Annotated in this window: 1 protein-coding gene; it reads left to right on the forward strand. The window is 68.0% G+C overall.

What is annotated here, in order from left to right:
- Nucleotides 1-83: 83 nt before the first annotated feature.
- A partial coding sequence (locus tag ACTWQR_RS55890) for an IS630 family transposase (RefSeq protein ID WP_443235039.1) occupies nt 84-753 on the forward strand: 670 nt, incomplete at its 3' end.

Raw genomic sequence — 753 nt, forward strand, 5'->3', positions numbered from 1 at the left:
CTAGTGTCCTGCGCCAGTAGTTGATCGTTAGTTGGTATGTGACTTCTACTGCTGGTGCGTCAGTTCCTCGTCGGGGCCCGAAACTGGAGCCATTGCTGCTGGCCTCTGAGGAGCGGGCGGAGTTGGAACGGTGGACGCGTCGGGCGACATCGGCCCAGGCCCTGGCCCTGCGGGCACGGATTGTGCTGGCGTGTGCGGGGCCGGAAGTACCGCCGATCGTCGCGGTCGCCCGGGAACTGCGGGTGACCGCGGACACCGTCCGCAAGTGGCGGCGGCGCTTCCTCGCCCACCGGCTGGACGGGCTGGCCGACGAGCCCCGGCCGGGCCGCCCGCCCACCATCAGCGTCGACCAGGTGGAAGCGGTGGTGGTCACCACGCTGGAACAGCTCCCGAAGAACGCCACCCACTGGTCCCGGAAATCGATGGCCCAGCACAGCGGCCTGTCGAAGTCCACGATCGGCCGGATCTGGCGGCAGTTCCAGCTCAAGCCGCATCTGGCGGACACCTTCAAGCTGTCCACGGACCCGTTGTTCGTGGAGAAGGTCTACGACGTGGTGGGCCTGTACTTCAACCCGCCCGAGGGCGCGGTGGTGCTCTCGGTGGACGAGAAGTCGCAGATCCAGGCCCTGGACCGGTCCCAGCCGGTGCTGCCGATGATGCCGGGCATGCCCGAGCGGCGCACCCACGACTACGTCCGCAACGGCCTGACCACCTTGTTCGCCGCCTTCGACGTCGCCACCGGCGAGGTCATCA

Source organism: Streptomyces sp. 2A115, assembly GCF_052245575.1.
In the GTDB taxonomy this organism is placed as follows: Bacteria; Actinomycetota; Actinomycetes; order Streptomycetales; family Streptomycetaceae; genus Streptomyces.